The sequence below is a fragment of the Pseudomonas sp. LBUM1648 genome, from assembly GCF_059716145.1.
Map to the genome: position 1 here is coordinate 334,045 of NZ_CP166808.1, position 17,803 is coordinate 351,847.

Sequence of the window (17,803 nt, forward strand, 5' to 3'; positions counted from 1 at the left end):
AAACCCCTGAATTCAGACTATTTTTGCGCAGGCTTCGAATCAGGCTCTGCGCAGGACGTTGCGCAGTTTCTGAACGGTGCGCCAGGCGCGACTGTTTTGCATGGCGCGTAGCTGTGCTTCGGCGTGTTCGGCCCGTTGCAAGGCGGTTTCCAGGTCGGGATTGACGGGGTGGGCGAGGGCATGGCCCTTGCAGAGCTGGAAGTTGTCGAGGTTGCAGGGCGGGAGGTCGAAGGCGGGTTTGAGGTTGAGGTGTTCGTCTGCAAGGAAAAAGCTGTTGAGGCCGTCGAACAGTACATTCTGATAGCCCGCGTCGGTGATCAGATGTTCCCAGGTATGGTCGCGCTCCCACGGTGTTTCGATGAGGATGATCCATGGGCGGAAGCGGTTGAAGTCCATGCCGCGCAGGACTGTTTCTTCGTGGCCCTCAACGTCGATTTTCAAAAAGTGTATGGGACGGTCGGCAGCATGCTCTTCGCAGATAGAGCTGAGGGTGCGGGCCTTGACGGTGAGACTGTGCACATCCATGCCGAGATTCTTGCGTTCTTGTGCAACGGCGGGGTCGGCAGTGGAGAGTCCGGTATCCGGGATGCTGTAGAACGTTACTTCGCCGGGCTGATCACTGGCAATGCATTGCAAGGTCTCGTCCCGTGGACGCTGTTGACGTAAGGCGTCGTGGTAGTTCTGCACTGGCTCGACATTGATCCCGTGCCAGCCGCGATCATAGAAGGCTTTGGTGACCGAATCGTGGGTCGGATCGTTGGCGCCGACATCGATATAGAAGCCATTTTCAAAGTATCTGAGGGCGCGCCACAGGCGGATGTCTTCGAAATTCTGTGCGTAAGAAATGAACGTCACGGTCGCTTCCTGTCGGTCTGATTTTTTCTTGTTCGTGCGTGCGCTGGTGGCACGTTGTGATCCTGTATAGCAAGGGTCTCAGGCGGCTGCAATTATTCACTTTACCGACCTACTAATAGGCGGTTATGCCGTTTTGGTTGGCTGCTTATGCACAACACGCACGGCATCAAACGTGCTTGGCGACGATTTTGTGGACATGTTTTCAATTTGTTCGCAAATCACTGTTTTACAGGTTTTTTATCTATGTGAACAAAAAATGACCAACAGTGATAATGCCTCGAAACATCCAGAGATATTGGATCCACAAGAATTCTATCAACAGAGTTATCCACAGGCGCTGCGTGTTTAAGCGCGTTCGGCCAGCAGCAGGAAATTGCGGGGGGTAAGCGCGGTTTCACAGAAGACGCCGAGGCGTACGAAGTATCCCTGCTCGACGAGGAAAAGTGCGCGATCCAGATTCAGCCAAAGCTCCAGTGGCCGTCGGAATAATCCTCGCAGTAATTCCAGGTTGCGAACTTCGGCTAACCGCTGCCAACCACCAGCTTCAAACGCTGGCCAGTCTTGCGTCCCGATTGTGGATAACTCTTTTAGCGCAGCCAGATCGCGGCAGTAGTCAGCAAACGGTTTGTCCAGCCACGCGCTCGGTAGCGAGGGGGTTGGCAGGTATTCATCAATGCCGCGCGACTGCCGTTGTAACAGGTCGAAGGCCAGGCGTCGGGCCATCGACGTGTCGCGCTGGCGCCTGACGCGTGCGCCGGCGGTGACGGTTTCGCTCATTGGCAGTGCCAGATCGTCCCGCGACAGCTGTAGGGCGGACTTCAAACCTGCGCAGGACAATGCTTGATACGTAGTGCGATTGATCCGGTTGAAGCAGCACGGGGCGATGGCCAGTTGGCGGCAGCCGCTGGCGGAGGCGAGTTGCATCAGGCGCACATGCAGATCGCCGCAGGCGTGCAAGGCGACTGGTGTGTGTTCAGCGTTCAATAAAGACGCGGCGTCCGACGCGGTCACGTCCTGTTCGATGTGCAAGGCATGCAGATGATGGCGCTGACTCAATGCCTGACCGCTGACGACCAACGAAGGATCGTATTCAACGCAGGTCAGTTGTTGGCCGTCACCCAACAAACGTCGACCCAAGTGCCCCTTGCCGGAACACCAATCGAGCCAGTGGGTCGGTTGCGATGCGAAGGACAGTCGACTGGCAAACGCTTCAATCTGCTGCCATTTGCGCCCCGGCACATCGACATTCAAGCGATGGCCCGCAGCTTCCAGCGCATATCCGGGCAACTCACCGACCGCACCCAACTCAGCCGATAACGCCGCCAATGAAGCGAACGGCTCCGGCGCATCGGCAAGATCAGCAGGTTGGTTATGAGCGTTTTCCGCATCCTCCAGCGACCGCCCGCGTAGCCACAAGGCCAACTCCGGATAGGACGCTTCCCATGGAAGCTGCAAGTAAGTGAACGGTCGAGGTTTCCACAACGCCTGATGCGTCGTGAGAAATGAGTCCAGTGCCGTGAAGCGGGCGAGTAAGTCCTCGCCCGTCAGCACGTGGGACGTTTCAGCGCCCTTGGCAGGCATCGACGCGCAGCCAGCGCTCCAGCAGCTTGAAGCCGCGCACCAGCACGTAGGACATCAGCAGATAGAACACGCCCGCCGCGAAGAAAATTTCCACCGGCAGATAGGTGCGGGCAATGATCGTGCGCGCCATGCCGGTCAGTTCCAGCAGGGTCACGGTGCTGGCCAGCGCGCTGGCCTTGAGCATCAGGATCACTTCATTGCTATAGGCCGGCAGGCCGATGCGCGCCGCACGCGGCAGGATGATGTAGAACATCGCTTTGGGTTTGGACATGCCCAGGGCGCGTGCTGCTTCGATCTCGCCCGGTGGAATCGCCTGGATTGCGCCGCGCAGGATTTCGGCGATGTACGCCGCCGTATGCAGGGTCATGGTCGCGGTGGCGCACCAGAACGGATCGCGCAGGTACGGCCACATTGAGCTGTTGCGCACAGCGTCGAACTGCGCGAGGCCGTAGTAGACCAGGAACAACTGAACCAGTAACGGCGTGCCACGGAAAAAGAAGATGTAGGCGTAAGGCAAAGCGCGCACGTACCACAGCTTCGAAGAGCGGGCGATGCCTAGCGGAATCGCCAGCAGCAACCCGGCGATCACGGCGATGGCCACCAGTTCCAGGGTCAGGGTCGCGCCCTGCGCCAGTTTCGGCAGCCACTTGATGATGACTTCCCAATTCATTGGGTGCTCCTCGCGAAGCCGCGAGCGGCGCGTTTTTCCAGGAAGTGCATGCCGGTCATCGCCAGCACGGTCAGGCCGAGGTACATCAGCGCGGCGACCATATAGAAGGTGAACGGCTGTTTCGATACGGTCACGCCGATCTGCGCGTGACGCATGATTTCTTCCAGGCCGATCACCGACACCAGTGCGGTGTCTTTCATCAGGATCATGAACAGATTGCCAAGGCCCGGCAGAGCAATGCGCCACATCTGCGGCATGATCAGTTTGGTGAAGATCCGCCATTTCGACAGGCCCAGGGCCACGCCGGCCTCACGGTGACCTTTGGGAATGGCGAGGATCGCGCCACGAAACACTTCCGTGGCATAGGCGCCGAAGCACAGGCCCAGCGCAATGACGCCGGCAGCGAAGGCGCTGAGTTCCAGATCGGGATTGCCGAAAAACTCACCGAGCGCGCGCATCAGGTTGACCGTACCGAAGTAGATCAACAGCACCCAGAGCAATTCCGGGATGCCGCGCACCAGCGTTGAATAAAAGCCGCCAAGCCATTGCAGCGGCTTGTACGGGGAAGTTTTGGCCAAGGCGCCGAGCAGACCGAGCACCAGCCCCAGGCACAGGGCCGAGAGTGCCAGTTTGACGGTCATCAGCGCGCCAGCGGCGAGCGCCGGGCCGAATCCGTAGAGGTCGATAATCATGGATTTCTGTTCAAATCGCGGCAGGCAGGGCCGGGAGCCTGCACCGTCAGATAACGGCGCAGGTCCCGCAGGTCAGGATCAGTAGATGCTGAACGGGAAGTACTTGTCGTTGATCTTCTTGTAGGTACCGTCAGCAACGATTTCCTTCAGCGCAGCGTTCAGCTTCTCGCGGATCGGGTCGCCTTTGCGTACAGCGATACCGATCTTGTCGCTTTCTTCTACCGGGTCGCCCTTGAATTCGTAGGCTTTGCCGGCGTCGCTTTTCAGCCACTCGTAGTTGACGTATTTGTCAGCGAGGATGCCGTCCAGACGACCGGAAGTCAGGTCGAGATAGGCGTTTTCCTGGGTGTCGTAGAGTTTCACTTCGACGTCCGGCATTTTGTCTTCCAGGAAGGTGCCGGCCAGGGTCGCGCGCTGGGCGCCGATCACTTTGCCTTTGAGGGAGTCCTTGTCAGTCTTGAACTCTTTGTCCTTCAGCGCGATGAATTGCAGCTTGTTGGAGTAGTACGGCTCGGTGAAGTCCACCGCGCCCTTGCGCTCTTCGGTGATCGACATCGAAGAGATCAGGAAGTCGAATTTCTTGGCGTTCAGGGCCGGGATGATCCCGTCCCAGTCGGAAGTGACCACGGTGCATTCGACTTTCATCTTGGCGCACAGGGCGTCGCCGATGTCTTTGTCGAAGCCGACCACGTTGCCGCTGGCGTCTTTATTGTTGAACGGCGGGTAGGCCGCTTCGATGCCCATCTTCAGGGTTTCGGCCATGGCACCGGCGCTGAACGCCAGGGTAACGGCGGCGGCCAGGAAGACCTTTTTAAAATTCTGCATGCATGTTGCTCCGTTAGCGGTTGCTGGACATGAATTGTTTGCAGCGCGCCGAAAGCGGGTTTTCGAACACCTGCTGTGGCGATCCTTGCTCTTCTACCAAGCCCTGATGAAGGAACACCACTTCGCTGGAGACCTGACGGGCGAAGCCCATTTCGTGGGTCACGAGCAGCATGGTGCGGCCTTCTTCGGCCAATGCGCGGATGACACTAAGTACTTCCTGAACCATTTCCGGGTCAAGGGCGGAGGTGGGCTCGTCGAACAGAATCACCTTCGGTTGCATCGCCAGCGTGCGGGCGATGGCCGCGCGTTGCTGCTGACCGCCGGACAATTGCGCCGGGTAAGCATGGCGCTTGTCAGCGATGCCGACCTTGGCCAGCAGCGCTTCGGCGACTTCGATGGCCTCGGCTTTGCTCTGGCCGAGCACGCGGCGCGGGGCTTCGATGATGTTGTCGAGCACGCTCATATGCGGCCACAGATTAAAGTTTTGAAATACAAAACCAATTTCGGAGCGCAGGCGATTGATCTGCTTGCCGTCGGCAGCAACCAGTTCGCCATTCTTGGTGGCTTTGAGCTTGAGTTCTTCACCGGCGACCAGAATCTGGCCCTGATGCGGGTTTTCCAAGAGGTTGATGCAACGCAGGAACGTGGACTTGCCGGAACCGGAGGAACCGAGGATCGAGATCACATCGCCGTCGCGGGCGGTCAGCGAGATGCCTTTGAGCACCTCAAGCTGTCCGTAGCGTTTGTGCAAGTTGCGGATTTCAAGCGCGGGCGTGGCCTCAGCCATGTGCGTTCCTCATATATGTTGCGCTCCTGCTGTTGGTTGGCCTTCCTGGCGAGGCGGCCAAGCTAGCATAGCGTTTCAATGGCAGCCAACAGCGCTACGAGCGGTAAACGGATGGCGTGTGGCAGGTTGTCGCATCGGCGCAGCAGACTGTCGCCCCATCAACAACCGAACGGCTGTTTGAACGTGCAAACCCGTGGGTGTCGCGTAAAAAAAGGCGCGATGTTGCCAGCTTTGGCGGGGTGTTGGAAGCGCTATCCGGCCGAACGTTCCCGATTCGCCCTTTTATTGTGCATCCCACACTTTTTCAGTGTGTTTCTGGTGCGCTGTTTCGTCTGGAAAGTGAGTCGCTGGGTAACGCTCTGGCGGATTGCCATTAAATCCAATGACTTGCGATGACTGTCCGGTCGCGCGCAAAGCCCCATCCCAGAAGAGTTTGAAATATTTTGGCGCAAATATTGCGTGCAGAATAAGGAACGCCCCGTTGGATTCTTTTTACGAAGAAGAAAAAACCAGACGGGCCGGACGCAATCGCTTTCCTTGCAAAGGTAGTTTCGATGAGCAGTACCCCAAGCTCCAATGGCCTCGAACAGGGGCTCAAACCGCGTCATGTGACCATGCTGTCGATCGCCGGTGTTATCGGCGCAGGTCTGTTCGTTGGCTCCGGCCACGCCATCGCTGCCGCCGGCCCTGCCGTGCTGTTGGCCTATGCGGCCGCCGGTACCCTCGTGGTTTTGGTCATGCGCATGCTCGGCGAAATGGCAGTTGCCTCGCCGGACACCGGCTCGTTCTCGACCTACGCTGACCGTGCCATCGGCCATTGGGCCGGCTTCACCATCGGCTGGCTGTACTGGTGGTTCTGGGTATTGGTGATTCCGCTGGAAGCCAACGCCGCCGCGACCATCCTGCACGCGTGGTTCCCCGATGTGGGCATCTGGGCGTTTGCTCTGATCATCACGATGTTGCTGACCGTGACAAACCTGTTCAGCGTGAAGAATTACGGCGAGTTCGAATTCTGGTTCGCCCTGATCAAAGTGTTGGCGATCATCGGCTTCATCATTCTCGGTCTGGCGGCAATCTTCGGTTACCTGCCAAACAGCCAGGTCAGCGGTGTTTCGCACCTGTTCGACAGCGGCGGCTTCCTGCCAAACGGCATGGGCGCAGTGCTGGGCGCGATCCTGACCACAATGTTCTCGTTCATGGGTACCGAGATCGTGACCATCGCGGCTGCGGAATCGAAGAACCCGGGCAAGCAAATCTCCAAGGCCACCAACTCGGTGATCTGGCGGATCGGCCTGTTCTACCTCGTGTCGATCTTCATCGTTGTGGCCCTGGTGCCATGGAACGATCCGACCCTGGCCAACCTCGGTTCCTACCAGACCGTGCTTGAGCGTATGGGCATCCCGAACGCGAAAATGATCGTCGACATCGTGGTGCTGGTCGCTGTAACCAGTTGCCTGAACTCGGCGCTCTACACTTCGTCGCGCATGCTGTTTTCCCTTGGCAAACGCGGTGACGCCCCAGCCATGTCGACTCGGGTCAACAAAAGCGGTACGCCTTACTGGGCGGTGATGTTGTCCACTGGCGCAGCGTTCCTGTGCACATTCGCCAACTACGTGGCCCCGGCTGCGGTGTTCGAATTCCTGCTCGCCAGTTCCGGCGCCATCGCATTGCTGGTGTACTTGGTGATCGCGTTCTCGCAACTGCGTATGCGCAAACAGCGCATGGCTCGCGGCGAGAAAATCGTCTTCAGCATGTGGCTGTTCCCGGGCCTGACCTATGCGGTGATCATCTTCATCGTGGCGGCCCTGACCATCATGCTGTTCCAGGAAGCGCACCGCGTGGAAATCCTCGCCACCGGTCTGTTGAGCCTGCTGGTAGTCGCTACCGGCCTGCTGGTGGCACGCCGCCGCAAGCTGGAAAAACGTGGCGCGGTGGTGTTGAACTGATCCGTAACGCGTAATGCAAAACGGCCGCTGTCAGTGATGACGAGCGGCCGTTTTTATTTGTGAGCGGTGTTTATTCGCTCTTCTCTTCCTGCGACTTGCCGTAAGTATCCAGCGCAATCCCGAAGTCAGTGATGAACTGCGGTTCGCTCAGCCAGGCCTGGGCGGTCTCGATGTCCATGCCGTCGGCCCACATGCGGTAGTCGATCAGCATGTCGGCGGCCAGGTGGGTGGCGGCCATGCCTTCGTTTTCGGCGTTTTCCATGTCCAGCAGTTCAGGGTGATCGACGATGATGAACGCCAGTTCACGCAGCAGTGTCAGCAGCATCTCGTTACGGCTGACGGCTTCGGCGTCGCGCATTTTGCTGAACATCGCCAGGGTGTATTCCGGGATCGGCTCGGCGAGGTGGCCGAGGTCGTCGTCCTGATCCAGCGGTTTGCGGCCGACCATACGGATTTGCTTGGCTTTGGCCTTGGCGCGTTTGGCGCGTTTCTGTTGCTTGTTCAGGGATGCCATGGGAACTCAGTTCTTCTGTTGGGTTTGTGCAGCGATCGCGTCGGAGGCCGCCACATAGTCGGCCTGGAAGGCCGGGGATTCAATCCACGCCAAGGCACCTGCCTCGTCGGTTTCCTGCGACCACTGCCGATACTCGATCAGTGCGGCGAGGATGAAATCCATCGCGCCTTCTTCGCCTTCCTGTTCATAGACCAATTCAAGCAACGGGTCTTCGAGGAACGCGGTGCACAGGGCTTGTTGGCTGATCTTCTCGGCGTCGATCATTTTCTTGAACAGTTCGGTCAGGTCCACCGATTCGAAGTCGATGCGATCATCGTTCGGGTCCAGCTCGACCGGCGCTTCGGCACGTTTGGTGCGGTTCTGCTTGGCCTTGGTTTTGGCCCGGGCGGCGCGTTTTTGCTGCTTGTTGGCGGAGGCCATGATGTGTTCCGTCGTGCGTTGGAGGGGCTCAGCTGCGCGGTACTTGCCGCCCGGGTGTGTCGGGGGCCAGTTCGCCGGTTTGCAGCCAGGTCAGAGCGATGGGCCATAGTGTGGCTTGGTATGCGCTGCGAAAAAAGGCGAAATGTCCGACTTGTTGCTCGCCAACGTCCTGCGGTTCGATGCGCAGATGGGTTTTCGAGGCGTTGCTGAAGTAATTGAGCAGGCGTTCGATGGCCGCAATTGTGCCGTATGGATCGTCGCTGATGCTGATCGCCAAGGTTTGCGCACGCAGGTTTGAGAAGGGCAGATGCCCGGTTTTCGCCAGCATCACCCGGCCGCTTGGCCGCCCTTCATAACGCGGCGAGGGCGTGCTCCAGTCGCGTACAACGCCTGCCGGCGTGTCTTCCAGCCAGCCGAGACGTTTGCCGGGGAAGTAGCCGCAAACCAGCGTCAGCAACGGCATCAGCACATGCCATTTGCCGAACATGCGCCAGCGCTGTTCGGGTGCGTAATCGCGCCAGTAGGCGAACTGCGCGCCGACCGTTACCAACCGTCGGATAACCTTTCCTGACTCGCCCAAGCCTGCCGCGCAGCCACCAAAACTATGCCCGACCACATCGATCGGTTGACCGGGAAATTCCCGTTGCGCGCGTTTGAGCATCGCTTCGAAATCCAGTGCGCCCCAGTCTGTCCACGAAGCGTGCAACCCTTTCATTGAGCCGGGACGCGATTCGCCGATGCCACGGTAGTCGTAAGTGATGACATCGAAGCCATTGGCAAACAGATAAGCGGCGAACCGCGAGTAATGACGACAGCGTACTGACGTGGCTGCGTTGATGATCACCACCGGGCGCTGGACATCGGGCAGGGCATGCCGCCAGGTGAAACCGCCAAGGACAAAACCGTCGGCGGCTGTTTCCTTGATGGGTTCACCTTCTAACTGCGCTGCCGATGACGACGTTTGCTGCACATCTGCCAATTCGGGCGTGTCCTGAAAACTCATGGCGTTCGACCTTCGCGGGTAGCTGCCAACAATAATCTCGGTCCGCCCAAGGGACAATCCGCAGTTCTTCCACACTTGGGAGCACCGTTTTGTAGCTGCTGGCGAACAGTTACTCATTACCTTTGAAGATCGAGTAACACGCGACCGCCTCGTTGTCCTGCGCGCACAAAGTGATCCCGACGGTCGGCTTGTCGCCCTCACTGAGCTTGAGGGTCGCGCATTCATCCATGTACCACTGGCGTGCCTTGTCGTTTTCGACCTGTAATAACCGGCGATAGTGGGTCCAGCTCAATTCGAGACGCAGTGCGTCACGAATTGGAAATGCTTGATAAAACAGGCGCATGTACCGAAGGTTGGAGGCATCAAAGCCCTTCCCGAATTGAGCCGTCAGCTCTTTCGCCAGTGTCGGCAGTAACTGCTTGCCATACCCCCTGATCACAGTCGTATCCCTGCCCGTAGACGCCGCGCTGGACACCGTCCTGCTGCCTGTGGACTACGTCAATCCGATCTGATTAGCGTCGCGTGCGCTTGCCCTTCGGCTTCTCCGCAGGCGCCTGCACTTTGCGATAAATCCACAACCCGAACACGCCAATCAGCAGCAGAAACACGGTACCTATGCACTGCGACACGAACTCTATCCAAAATCGCCGTGGTTGTAGGGCCAGGGTATAGGTGTCCTTCGGGCCACGGTTGGTTGTGGTGATCGAGCCGTTGATCCAGTTTTCGATCAACGTATAAATCGATGCACTGATAGCGAAGGCGATCAGCACGCCAACGAACACGGTCAGCCAGAAGGTCGCACGGCTCTGGCGATACGGTGGCGGGTGGGGCAGGGGGATGCGGGTTCGTTTCTGATTCATGGCAATTCTGCGAGCGTCCTTGTACGGTCAGGAAACTGCCGGCTCTTCTCGTTGGTGAGTCAATTGGCCTTGCGTTTTTGGCGGTCGCCCGGCGAGGTGCGCACACTCGGCAATCACCTTCAAGATCTCGATCACCCCCGGGGTCAGTGCTGTGCCAAGACAGATGCGCACGCCTGTGGTTGCATGGCCGTCGGCGAAAAAGATCCCGCTGCCGGCCACGTGGCAACCGCGTTCGGTGGCCAACTGTTGCAGTGCCGGCATGTCGGTGTGCCCGGGCAGTTCGATCCAGTGGATGAAGCCTCCGCGCGGTGGCACGTACACGGTTCCCGTGGGGAAGTCCGTGCGCACCAGTGCTTCGACAAAGCTCGCCAGCGAAGACAGTTGCGAGCGGAGCCTGGCGCAGTGTTCTTCCATGTAGCCGCGCCCGATAAATTCGTTGAGAACGTTTTGCGCAAGGCTCGATACCGCCAGGTTGCGCGAAAACATTTGCGCCAGAATGGCATTGCGGTATTTGCCGGCCAGGCACCAGCCAACGCGATAACCGGGCGCGACGGTCTTGGAGAATGACGAGCAGTAGATCGTCTGCCCGCTGGTGTCGTAGCTCTTGATGGCGCGCGGGCGGTCCGCTTCTGGCACCAGATCGAAGAAAATGTCGTCCTCGATAATCGGCACGTCTGCTTCGCGGGCGATCTGTGAAAGTCGTGCGCGGGTTTCATCGGGCATGATGAAACCACGGGGATTCTGCAGCGTTGGGTTGAGAAAGATCACCGCGACCTTTTTCAGCTTCAGCGCTTCTTCGAGATGATCCACGTCCAGGCCCAGTCTGCCGTGCGTGCGGATCGGCAAGGCACGCATGCCCAGGCGTTCGATGGTCTGCAAAATGCCGTAATAGGTCGGGGTTTCGATTGCCACCGTAGCGCCTTTTGGCGCGACGGCTTCGAGGGCCAGTTCCAGGGCAATGGTGTCGCCCGAGGTCACGAGGATATCGTCCGGCCCGCAGACCACGCCGCGGGTCAGCATCAGCCCGGCGATGCGCCGTCGCAGCGCCGGCAGGCCGGGTGGCGCGACGAGTCCTGTCAGCGAGTTGTCAGCCTTGCCGGCCAGCACTGAAAGGCATTTGTTGAGGAGCACATTCGGCGTGAGGTCGCTGTGCAGGACGGCCGAGTTCAAAGACGCGGTGGTGCGCGAGGCGGCTTGGGAGAGCATCGCGACCACCGCATGATTGACGTTGACGGTGACGCTTGAGAAATCGAAACCACTGGCGGGTTTTGCGTGTCCCGAGGCCGAAACAAAATAGCCGATTCGGGGTTTGGTCGAAACATAGGCATCGGCTTCCAGATCAGCCAAGGCGCGCTGAACGGTGGTGATGCTGGTTTCAAACATTCGTGCCAGGGTGCGGATCGAGGGCAGTTTTGTTTCGGCTGCCCAATCACCACTTTCGATCTGACGAATAATCCAGTCCTTGACGATCCGCCAGCGTTTGTCCGGTAAATCAAACCTGTCCATAAGTTCTCTGTTATTTCTCGAAACAATTCAGAGAAAGTAGAGCAAAACGACTCCCGTTGCAGCAACTATGACGATGTTGAGGGCGACCAGGCCGAAGGCGAATCGGATCAGGTTGTTCTCTTCATGCCGATTGGCGCCCGCCAGCCCGGTGATCAGCGACAGAATCGACAGCGATCCCAGCGCACCATGCCCGGCGGCACTGTTGACCATCGCGGCCAGCCACGCGCCGTGTTCGCTGGTCAGGGCGGCAATGGACGGCATGACGAGGGTGTTGCCGCCGACGTTGGAACCGGTGACGTAACCGGCGATACCCGCCAGCAAGGCGATCGTTGGCGCCAGGGAAAGCCCCGACAGTGATTGCAGCGTGCGCTGCGCCTCGACGAGGAATCCGGCATTGACCATCACCTGAGAAAGCAGCAGGAACAGGAAAATCGTCGTGACCGGAAACTTCGCCCGGTTGAACAGCGCACGCCAGGGGAAACCCGCTGCGGCGCTTTGTTTGATGGCCATCAGCAGGGTGACGATCAGTAGCGCCAGGCCCGGGGATGCCAAAGGCTTCCATGAAACGTGCTCGCCCTTGATGATCCACAGCGCATCCCAGCCCGACAGCACAAACAACCCGCGCGACGCCACGATCACCCCCAGCAAGGCCAGATAGGGCCATGCCGCGCTCGGCCAACGCACCAGTTTCTTGCGTTGCGCGTATGAGATGCCCAGACCCACGCAGGCCACGGCGAGACCGGCCAGCACACCGGAAACTTCCGGGCCGATCCACAGGTTGATGGAAAACAGTACCGCGACGAACAATGCCGTCACCACGATCAGCCCAAGCCACGGCGTAACAGTGCGGATGCCGCCCTGCCACATGGCGATGGCGGCCAGGCAGAGGAACACCGGCGCGCTGATCAGCGCCGAATGACTACCGAGGGTTTGCGCCGGTAAATGCGCCAGCAACGCGCCAATCACAGTGGCCAGACCCAAGGTGCCCCACGGCATGATGACCATGCCGGCCAAGGCAATTTTCATCCCCGACTGGCGGGTGAACAGGCCCATGAGCAAGGGCACGGTAGCGATCAGCGAGACGCCGAAACCGGTCATTGCTTCGAGCAGTGGCGCCAGGCCCAGCACGATGAAGATGACTTGTGCCGGTGGCGTCCAGCCGAGCTCCTTGACCCAGGCGCCGATGGCCTGCGGTGCACCTCCGCGCTCAACCAGAATGACGAAGGCCAGCCCCGGTACGATCACGCACGCGGTGCTGAGAAACAGGATCGTGGTGTCCTGAAAGATCGCCGAGGTGATCGCGGCGGACACAGGTCCGGCCGCGCCCAGTGCCCACAGCACCAGCACCAGCAGCACACCCGCCAGCGCGGCTTGTACCGGCGGCCGGCGGACGATCAGGATCAGTGCGATGACCAGAGCGATGGGTGACATTTGCAACAAGAGAGAGCTCATACACAGTTTTCCTTAACTTAATCGTGAGTCTGCCCGCTGTACTCGGTCGCCCGCATGGAAGCGCGCTCACAAAAAGTCTGATACCACTCGGTCAGGCGTGCTTGAGCGGAAAAGTCCGATAACTGGCGAAAGGCGATCCAGTCGAGCGCGGTCGCCAGGGCAACGTGGCCGATAGTGATCGGGCCATTGAGGTCGACGTGTTCTTCGATGAAGCGGTAAGCCTCTTTGAGTTTGAAAGCCTGACCGTCGGCGTAGGCCGGATAGCGCAAGGCCTCCGGGCGCCGCTCGACTTCCCAGCGCAGCTTGATGCCGACATCGCACATGCCCTGCGCCAAGGCCTGAAGGCGCAGCGCCTTATAGCGCTCGGGGCCGCTTGCCGGGATGAGTTTCGGCCCGTCACTCAGGTCGTCGAGGTATTCACAAATCACGATGGAGTCGAACAGCGCCGTGTCGTCGGGCAGCATCAGCACCGGGACTTTACCTAGCGGGTTGGCCTTGTAGATGACCGCGTTCGGCGACGTCGGGCTGGTCTCGTGGTGGATGACTTCCAGGTTCGAAGCCATTCCGAGTTCGTGAGCCAGCACCAGTACTTTGCGGGCGTAGGGCGAATGCGTCTGGTAGAAAAGTTTCATGCTGGAGTACCTGCCTCAAGGATTGCAGTGGCCGCGCGATGAGCGTCCATGAACAGACGCGAGGGCGCACCCGCCGAAGTGACGTAGTGGTTGTAGTAGCAAGAGCCTTCGGCGAGCGGGCCGAGTACCCAGATGTTGCGTACCGCTTCGCCCGAAACCGATTTGGGGTGGCACGCTGCGTCGACATCGATGCCGTCGATGCCCGGCTCGTTGGTTCTCGGGCGGATAAGCCCCAGGCGCGCGAGATCGCGCACCGGTGCACAGTCGCTGTTGTTCACGCCACTGCCCTGGACATAACCGGCGACACGCCGGAAGTTGTCTATCGCCGGTCGTGAGCCGGGTTTGAGAAACGTCAGCAGGCCTGCGTCACACAGGGCGAGCAGGTCGGCGTGGCGCTCTTTCTGCGGGCCGGCAACGAGGCGGTTGATCGCCTTGTGCCAACGGCCGTAGAACTGGCGATGCGAGGCGTCGGTCAGCCCGTCGAAATCCACGGCTTCGCGCAGTCGGTCACGCAGATCGCGCCAGACCTCGATGGCCGCTTTGATCGCCGATTCCCCACGCCCAAGCCGCGATTCGTGCAGGTCGGCTTCGATCGTGTCGTAGATCCAGGCGTGATAGTTGTAAGGCGTCACGTCGTCAGGCAGTGCATGCCAGATCAGCGCTAGCGGGTTGATGGAGCCGCCGGTCGCTTCGTAATCGCGCAGCAGCGCCTCGCAAGCGACAACACCGGGATTGCCCGCAACACTGACGGCTCTGAGCGTTGCCAGCACCTGCTCCCGCCCTGATTCGCCAAGTACCACGGCGACGGCCGCCGCCCGCATCTCAAGCAGCATGAGCGGCAGGATGTCCTGCTCGAAATCCAGCTGCCGGTGTTGTGCATTTGCCCGCAAGGCTTCGATGCGCGCACTCGTCAGCAGCACGGCGTGGTGGCGAGGATTTTCTATCAGACCATTGGGACGGGTTCGAAACGGCAGCCCGTCCCGTGACTGGATAAAGATCACCGGCTCCTGACCTGAGGGTTCATAGGCGTGACTGGCGTCGGCCATCCGCTTGTAGTGTCCGCCTCGTCCAGAGGTGAGGGCCGCCAAGGTGTCCATTGCGCCCAGCCCCAGCCCTTCGATCAGTACGGTCTCGCCGGGCTCGATGGTGTCGAGGCTGCCGGGCAGTGGATAGATGTTCTCAACGCGTTGGTGATCAGCCGTTTGCAGGCGACCGGTGTGGCCGACCGTCAGGATCAGCCGATCCACCGTCACCGCAGCACCTGAAGCGGTTTTCAGAACGTAATGAGAACCCTCGTTGCGCTCAACAGCCGTGACGGTGTGCTGATGCAGATTCACCGTCACCCAATGAGGAGCGGTGGCGAGGATTCGCGCAAAGGCGTCGGCCAGGTAAGCGCCGAGCAAGTAGCGCGGCAGGAAGTCCTCTGGCTCGACATCGCGTCCATTGGCGGCGAGCAAACCGCTGTCCGGATCGACCTTGAGCCGCTGCGCGCGGCACCACGTCAGGAAGTCCGGCCCCGATCGTTCCCGTGCATCCGCAAGGTTGCCGAATGCCGCCGCGTCCGGAAATACCCCGAGCTGACCGGCAACGGTGTTGAGCAGCAGGTAGTCCGGTTGGTTTGGCCAGTGCGCGCCGCTACCGAGCACATTGGGATCGAAGATGTCGATCACGACGTGTTGCTCCGGGCGCTCTTCAGCAAGGCTCAACAGGCGTTCGAAAATCGACAGCCCGCGCGATCCGCAGCCGACCAGGCCGATGTGCAGAGGCGAATTCACCATCTGCGCTCCTCCCCGAAGAAGGACGGGATGGCGACCGCCGAGCCGTCCTTGACCGCGATGTCGTGGATCATCCGGCCAATCGCCAGATCAAGAATGCCCATGCCGAACGGCGAATAGATCAGCGGTTTGTCTGTGGCGACTTGCAGATCGCCGCGAATCAATTGCGCCACGGTGCCGGTGACGAACTCGCGATGACCGTACTTTTGCTCGGCCAGATGCGGCGATGTATTGGCCTTCAGGCAATGGGTCACGTCGTCGAAGTAGTTGTAACTTTCCTCGATGATTTCTGCGCCGATATCACGCAGCGAGATATTCAACACAATCTGGCCTGGGCGGAATGTCCCGCTGCCTTTGACATAGGGCTCGCCGGCGCTGGTAGCGAACACCACGATGTCGGCGGTCAGTGCGTCCTGCAGCGACAACTGTTGCACATCCGGTAATCCGAGTTGCTTGCCGAATGCCGACAGCGCCTGAGCTGATTCTGCGTTGAGATCGTGAATGCCAACGCTATCGAAAGACCAATCGTCGGCGATGAACGTCTCAAGGATGTTGCGCGAGATCACCCCTCCACCAATGATCGACAGCTTTGGCGCGCTGCGACTTTGGCCATTGAGCCACCAGGCGCCGAGCACCGCCGACGCCGCCGTGCGCACAGCACTGATCAACGCACCTTCCAGTAAGGCGTAGGGATAACCGGTGTCCGGATCGTTGAGGATCAGCACCGCCGAAGCGCGCGGGATACCTGACTTGATGTTGTCGGGATAGCTGGCAATCCACTTGATCCCGGAGACCGATTGATCACCCTCGCTATCGACGATCGCCGCCGGCAGGGCAATGATCCGGTTCGCCGGCTCCGCCGGAAAACGCAGGAAGTAACTGTCGGGGTTAACGGTCTCGCCACGTTCATGGGTGAGGTAAGTCTGCGCGACGATCTCGATGGCTTCCTGACGAAGTCCGTTGAGGATGTCCTTCACGACTGCACCGGGAATGACGTGGAACGGTTGAATCGAAGTTTGAGTGGTCATTGGGGATTACGCCGAAAGTGCCAGAGCGATTTCTGGGAAAAGGGGATGCAGCGCTGCTGCGCCGATGCGCTGGGAAACCCAGTCGTCGGAATAGATGGTTTCGAGGTAGCGCTCACCCATGTCCGGTGAGATCGCCACAACGACATCGTCGGGACGAATGTGCGGCGCCCACTGCTGGATGCCGGCGAGGACAGTGCCGGTGGAGCCGCCGAAGAGCAGGCCGTAGCGTTGCGCCAGCCAGCGGCAGACCTTGATCGTCTGCTCCTCGGGAATCGACAGGAAGTCGTGAATACCGGACGGCTCGAAAATCTCCGGCAGGCGGCTGGTGCCGAGCCCCGGAATATGTCGCGTTCCTCCCGGCAAACCGAACGTGACCGAGCCGACGGTATCGACGGCGATGACTTTGGTGTGCGGATGATGTTCGGCGAAGTAGTTCTTGCAGCCCATCAGCGTGCCGGTCGTGCCGGCGCCGACAAACAAGTAATCCACGTGTGCAAACTTACGGGCGATGGACTTGGCCGTCGCTTGATAGTGGGCGAAGGGATTGGTTGGATTCTTGTATTGATTGAGCCAGATGTAGTCGGGGTTTTCCGCGACCATTTGCTCGATCAAACGAATACGTGAATTCAGGTAACCGCCGTTTTCGTCACGCTGATCAACCATGATCATCTCGGCACCCAGTGCCTGCATGAGCTTCCTGTTCGGCGCAGAGATATTCGGATCGATCACACAGACAAACTTGTAGCCCTTGGCAGCGCAGACCATGGCCAGCGCGACCCCCAGATTGCCCGACGAAGACTCGACCAGTCGGGTTTTATGGGTAATCCGGCCCTGGTTTTCCAGATCCGTAACGAGCGCGTGCGCGGTTTTGAGTTTTATCGATCCGGCAGGATTCAGCCCTTCGATTTTCAGTTGGATCGTCGCGCTGCAAAGATCCCCAATCTGCACATAACTGTCTTCATTGATAAGTTGCTTGATCATACGTCGTCCGTTTCGTCTCTATTGCCGGGCGCACGGGGGCGCCAGCATTCATCCTGGAATGTTTGAAAAGCAGTAAATGCAGTTCGCCTGTTGGGTCTGTTTTCAGATTTTTTAGCTGGACGGGAAGTGACCTTGCGGTGGACGCCGATCTATTCAAAAAATCAGGTATTGCGCTCTGAGGGCTTCAGAAGCCCAGAGTTTTGCGGGGCGCAAAGTAGAGCCAGTCATTGGCTCGCCAAGGCTTGGAGAAATACTGGCGAATTTTCCTACACGGGG

At 59.4% G+C, this 17,803-nt stretch carries 17 protein-coding genes and 1 pseudogene; 1 reads left to right on the forward strand and 17 read right to left on the reverse strand.

Annotation, left to right across the window (positions count from 1 at the left end; translation table 11 throughout):
* Positions 1-39: 39 nt before the first annotated feature.
* The 6 genes from ACA043_RS01505 to ACA043_RS01530 form a co-directional block, all read right to left on the reverse strand.
* Entirely contained in the window at positions 40-855 is an 816-nt protein-coding gene (locus ACA043_RS01505; protein ID WP_497616046.1) for an FkbM family methyltransferase, read from the reverse strand.
* 345 nt (positions 856-1,200) lie between these two features.
* Entirely contained in the window at positions 1,201-2,436 is a 1,236-nt protein-coding gene (locus ACA043_RS01510; RefSeq protein WP_497658487.1) for a methyltransferase, read from the reverse strand.
* Positions 2,417-3,106 (reverse strand): ABC transporter permease, encoded by a 690-nt coding sequence (locus ACA043_RS01515; RefSeq protein ID WP_187678898.1) that lies wholly within the window; start codon positions 3,104-3,106, stop codon positions 2,417-2,419. Before ACA043_RS01515 ends, ACA043_RS01510 begins: the two co-directional genes overlap by 20 nt.
* Positions 3,103-3,798, reverse strand: coding sequence for an ABC transporter permease (locus tag ACA043_RS01520; RefSeq protein WP_187678897.1), 696 nt, complete (start codon positions 3,796-3,798; stop codon positions 3,103-3,105). Before ACA043_RS01520 ends, ACA043_RS01515 begins: the two co-directional genes overlap by 4 nt.
* A 78-nt stretch (positions 3,799-3,876) precedes the next feature.
* Positions 3,877-4,623, reverse strand: a complete 747-nt coding sequence (locus ACA043_RS01525) for an ABC transporter substrate-binding protein (RefSeq protein WP_497658488.1) — start codon at positions 4,621-4,623, stop codon at positions 3,877-3,879.
* Positions 4,624-4,636: 13 nt separating this feature from the next.
* Positions 4,637-5,410, reverse strand: a complete 774-nt coding sequence (locus tag ACA043_RS01530) for an ABC transporter ATP-binding protein (RefSeq protein WP_187678895.1) — start codon at positions 5,408-5,410, stop codon at positions 4,637-4,639.
* Positions 5,411-5,964: 554 nt separating this feature from the next.
* On the opposite strand from ACA043_RS01530, the gene gabP reads away from it, so the two are divergent.
* On the forward strand, positions 5,965-7,356 hold the full coding sequence (gene gabP, locus ACA043_RS01535) for a GABA permease (RefSeq protein WP_187678894.1): 1,392 nt from the start codon (positions 5,965-5,967) through the stop codon (positions 7,354-7,356).
* Between the two features lie 70 nt (positions 7,357-7,426).
* Here the strand turns inward: gabP and ACA043_RS01540 are convergent, their stop codons facing one another.
* The 11 genes and pseudogenes from ACA043_RS01540 to sbnA all read right to left on the reverse strand — a co-directional run bounded on the left by ACA043_RS01540 (position 7,427) and on the right by sbnA (position 17,527).
* The gene (locus tag ACA043_RS01540) at positions 7,427-7,870 is read right to left on the reverse strand and encodes a hypothetical protein (RefSeq protein WP_187678893.1); all 444 of its coding nucleotides are present in this window, start codon (positions 7,868-7,870) and stop codon (positions 7,427-7,429) included.
* A 6-nt stretch (positions 7,871-7,876) separates the two neighbouring features.
* Positions 7,877-8,290, reverse strand: a complete 414-nt coding sequence (locus ACA043_RS01545) for a hypothetical protein (protein WP_489879692.1) — start codon at positions 8,288-8,290, stop codon at positions 7,877-7,879.
* 28 nt (positions 8,291-8,318) lie between these two features.
* On the reverse strand, positions 8,319-9,293 hold the full coding sequence (locus tag ACA043_RS01550) for an alpha/beta hydrolase family protein (protein WP_497658489.1): 975 nt from the start codon (positions 9,291-9,293) through the stop codon (positions 8,319-8,321).
* 214 nt (positions 9,294-9,507) lie between these two features.
* A pseudogene (locus ACA043_RS01555) lies at positions 9,508-9,720 on the reverse strand (DUF1016 N-terminal domain-containing protein); the annotation flags it as partial.
* A gap of 85 nt (positions 9,721-9,805) precedes the next feature.
* Positions 9,806-10,153, reverse strand: a complete 348-nt coding sequence (locus ACA043_RS01560; RefSeq protein ID WP_497658490.1) for a hypothetical protein — start codon at positions 10,151-10,153, stop codon at positions 9,806-9,808.
* Between the two features lie 27 nt (positions 10,154-10,180).
* The gene (locus tag ACA043_RS01565; protein WP_497658491.1) at positions 10,181-11,659 is read right to left on the reverse strand and encodes an aminotransferase-like domain-containing protein; all 1,479 of its coding nucleotides are present in this window, start codon (positions 11,657-11,659) and stop codon (positions 10,181-10,183) included.
* 27 nt (positions 11,660-11,686) lie between these two features.
* On the reverse strand, positions 11,687-13,111 hold the full coding sequence (locus ACA043_RS01570) for an L-lactate permease (RefSeq protein ID WP_497658492.1): 1,425 nt from the start codon (positions 13,109-13,111) through the stop codon (positions 11,687-11,689).
* A 17-nt stretch (positions 13,112-13,128) separates the two neighbouring features.
* The gene (locus tag ACA043_RS01575) at positions 13,129-13,743 is read right to left on the reverse strand and encodes a glutathione S-transferase family protein (RefSeq protein ID WP_497658493.1); all 615 of its coding nucleotides are present in this window, start codon (positions 13,741-13,743) and stop codon (positions 13,129-13,131) included.
* Positions 13,740-15,521, reverse strand: coding sequence for an FAD/NAD(P)-binding protein (locus ACA043_RS01580; protein ID WP_497658494.1), 1,782 nt, complete (start codon positions 15,519-15,521; stop codon positions 13,740-13,742). Before ACA043_RS01580 ends, ACA043_RS01575 begins: the two co-directional genes overlap by 4 nt.
* Entirely contained in the window at positions 15,515-16,546 is a 1,032-nt protein-coding gene (gene sbnB, locus ACA043_RS01585) for a 2,3-diaminopropionate biosynthesis protein SbnB (protein ID WP_401267764.1), read from the reverse strand. The genes ACA043_RS01580 and sbnB overlap by 7 nt, the downstream gene beginning before the upstream one ends.
* A 6-nt stretch (positions 16,547-16,552) precedes the next feature.
* On the reverse strand, positions 16,553-17,527 hold the full coding sequence (gene sbnA / locus ACA043_RS01590) for a 2,3-diaminopropionate biosynthesis protein SbnA (protein WP_489879697.1): 975 nt from the start codon (positions 17,525-17,527) through the stop codon (positions 16,553-16,555).
* Positions 17,528-17,803 lie beyond the last annotated feature (276 nt).

Coding starts and splice junctions, on each gene's coding strand:
- ACA043_RS01510 (WP_497658487.1), bottom strand. CDS start 2,436: ATGCCTGCCAAGGGCGCTGAAACGTCCCACGTGCTGACGGGCGAGGAC.
- ACA043_RS01515 (WP_187678898.1), bottom strand. CDS start 3,106: ATGAATTGGGAAGTCATCATCAAGTGGCTGCCGAAACTGGCGCAGGGC.
- ACA043_RS01520 (WP_187678897.1), bottom strand. CDS start 3,798: ATGATTATCGACCTCTACGGATTCGGCCCGGCGCTCGCCGCTGGCGCG.
- ACA043_RS01525 (WP_497658488.1), bottom strand. CDS start 4,623: ATGCAGAATTTTAAAAAGGTCTTCCTGGCCGCCGCCGTTACCCTGGCG.
- ACA043_RS01530 (WP_187678895.1), bottom strand. CDS start 5,410: ATGGCTGAGGCCACGCCCGCGCTTGAAATCCGCAACTTGCACAAACGC.
- gabP (WP_187678894.1), top strand. CDS start 5,965: ATGAGCAGTACCCCAAGCTCCAATGGCCTCGAACAGGGGCTCAAACCG.
- ACA043_RS01540 (WP_187678893.1), bottom strand. CDS start 7,870: ATGGCATCCCTGAACAAGCAACAGAAACGCGCCAAACGCGCCAAGGCC.
- ACA043_RS01545 (WP_489879692.1), bottom strand. CDS start 8,290: ATGGCCTCCGCCAACAAGCAGCAAAAACGCGCCGCCCGGGCCAAAACC.
- ACA043_RS01550 (WP_497658489.1), bottom strand. CDS start 9,293: ATGAGTTTTCAGGACACGCCCGAATTGGCAGATGTGCAGCAAACGTCG.
- ACA043_RS01560 (WP_497658490.1), bottom strand. CDS start 10,153: ATGAATCAGAAACGAACCCGCATCCCCCTGCCCCACCCGCCACCGTAT.
- ACA043_RS01565 (WP_497658491.1), bottom strand. CDS start 11,659: ATGGACAGGTTTGATTTACCGGACAAACGCTGGCGGATCGTCAAGGAC.
- ACA043_RS01570 (WP_497658492.1), bottom strand. CDS start 13,111: ATGAGCTCTCTCTTGTTGCAAATGTCACCCATCGCTCTGGTCATCGCA.
- ACA043_RS01575 (WP_497658493.1), bottom strand. CDS start 13,743: ATGAAACTTTTCTACCAGACGCATTCGCCCTACGCCCGCAAAGTACTG.
- ACA043_RS01580 (WP_497658494.1), bottom strand. CDS start 15,521: ATGGTGAATTCGCCTCTGCACATCGGCCTGGTCGGCTGCGGATCGCGC.
- sbnB (WP_401267764.1), bottom strand. CDS start 16,546: ATGACCACTCAAACTTCGATTCAACCGTTCCACGTCATTCCCGGTGCA.
- sbnA (WP_489879697.1), bottom strand. CDS start 17,527: ATGATCAAGCAACTTATCAATGAAGACAGTTATGTGCAGATTGGGGAT.